Source organism: Moorena sp. SIO3I6 (assembly GCF_010672095.1).
On record NZ_JAAHHU010000849.1, the window covers coordinates 1 to 2083 of the forward strand.

Consider the following 2083-nt stretch of genomic DNA (forward strand, 5'->3'; position numbering starts at 1 on the left):
TTCCCTTTTTCGGAGGTGGCTCGACCCTATGGAGTTCCTGGTGCCCGGAACCGACAACAGCGGAAATGAACGGTTGGCCTCAAGCAACGATTAAGGCAGCGCAAGACTATTTCAAGACGGCGAAAATGTTACTGAATGTGGTTGGAGCCAATCACGAAGAAACCGGAAATATCTTTGACCACTGGCAAAATAAACTAACTGAGAGATTGAAGCAAAATCTTCAGGATATTAAGTCAGCCACCCGCGTCGAACATGCTCAGATTGCCGTCGGCACTCCAACGATTACATCCACTGACGTGGAAAAGTTTTCCACACCAGGGCCACTTCTGGATGAGGTAATAAAATGCCAGGAAGAAGCCAAAAAACGTCAGATTGATTCCCGACTGAGTATTGTCACCGAATGTACAGTGACACGGATCTGGCAACAGGAAAACCAAGCAACAGCATTGGAAACAACCCGTGGGGTGGTCAATGTTGGCGATAGTAAAGTTATTTTAGCCATGGGGAGTATACCGTCAACAACCCTGGTTTTGAATTCTTTTCCACAAGCAAAAAATGCGGGTAAGCGGTTTACCGCCCACTTTATCAGTGCCATTGTTGCCCGTATCCCCCGAGACGACTTTCTGGAAATCTTTGACTGGGAAGAAAGCATTAAAGATGATTTAAGGAAAAAAAATCTACAGTTGGCAGCTATCTACTTGGCTGGGGTCGATCAGGAAACTCAGGGACAATATCACATTCAACTCTCAGCTATATCCGATCCTGACCCAACTAATAAGACTCACATTGATACAGCGGCTCGTAATATGCCGGATGTGGTAGCCACCGCCTCACCCAAGCAACTTGAGACATCCAAGGATTACATCGTGTTTGTCTGTGCGGTTCTGGGTGAACTATTCGATAACCCTGGTAACGGGTTACAAAAAAATGATGGGGACGATCCCACAACCAATGTTACCCTGCAAGTGTTGGAAACGGACAAAGACTTATCCCTGTGGGATACTATGGACAAAGCCACTTTTGAGGTTCTTGAGCAGGGTTTGTCCCCAAAAGGAAAAGACCGAGTAGAATATTGGCACGGTGATCCGGATACGGGACAATGGAAGCGCGAACGCCACAAAATTCGTGTTCCCGGATTGGTACACGAAGCCTCAACCATGTGGATTGGGGATGATGAAGAGGCTGTTGTCGGGTTAGATTATCGGCTCAAGGGTGTAGAGAACGTCTATATCACCGGAGCTTCACTTTGGCCCACTGGCGGTTCTTGGAACCCAACGTTGACCATGGTTGCCCTTGCCCAACATCTAGCCGATAACCTAACCGAACAAGCACAGGAAATTAAGACATAGGGGATGGGAACAGGGGTAGTGCCCTTCAGGGCACTACCCACCCCGTAAACTAGCATTGATAAAATTCAACAGCGTCCGCCGTTCCAACCCTTGGTTCAGGTCTTGCATCGTTCCCATCATGGGCAAGGGATGCCGATGAGACGTTTTTTCTGACTTCAATAAACTAGATAACAGCTCATGGAGCGGCAAAGATTGAGGTTTGTTTTGAAAACTTTTATCACCTTTAGACATGGTCTATTCTAGCTTTTTTGCAACACCTTTTTCTAATTACATTGCTAACGATGCCAGCTCATCCATCGATACCATACCATCTTTATCGACATCCAACACCTCAAACATCAGGCTGATTAATCCTTTCTGAATGCGGCCTGTCCGTTCTGCCAATGCTGCCCGTAGTTCTGCGGGGGAAATATACCCATCCTGATTTTGATCGAGAAAGGCAAAGGCATTTTTGACACCCTGTTTCAGCTCTTCTCTGGTGATTTCCCCATCGCCATCGGCGTCCCATTCCTCATAATTAATTAGGACTCTCCAGGCATCTTTCATACAGCTTTCTACGATCAGGTTTTGGCCTGGAAGACATTGCTCCAAAGGTGGAGCACCTCCATTTGCGTTGACATAATCTACCAACGGTTTGATTTGATCGAGCCCCCTCAGCAAGAATTGGACAATACTGAGGGTGTAAATCTTTTGGGGGTCAAATGGGGCGTGGTTAATGCTGACAATTTTCAGAC

General features: G+C 46.8%; 3 protein-coding genes. 1 reads left to right on the forward strand and 2 read right to left on the reverse strand.

Features of this window, described 5'->3' with window-relative positions:
* The coding region (locus F6K49_RS43525; protein WP_293107946.1) for a GMC oxidoreductase at positions 1-1349 on the forward strand (1349 nt) is incomplete at its 5' end.
* Positions 1350-1382: 33 nt separating this feature from the next.
* On the opposite strand, the gene F6K49_RS43530 is transcribed toward F6K49_RS43525, so the two are convergent.
* The gene (locus F6K49_RS43530) at positions 1383-1580 is read right to left on the reverse strand and encodes a hypothetical protein (protein ID WP_293071698.1); all 198 of its coding nucleotides are present in this window, start codon (positions 1578-1580) and stop codon (positions 1383-1385) included.
* 36 nt (positions 1581-1616) lie between these two features.
* The coding region (locus F6K49_RS43535) for an EF-hand domain-containing protein (protein WP_293107951.1) at positions 1617-2083 on the reverse strand (467 nt) is incomplete at its 5' end.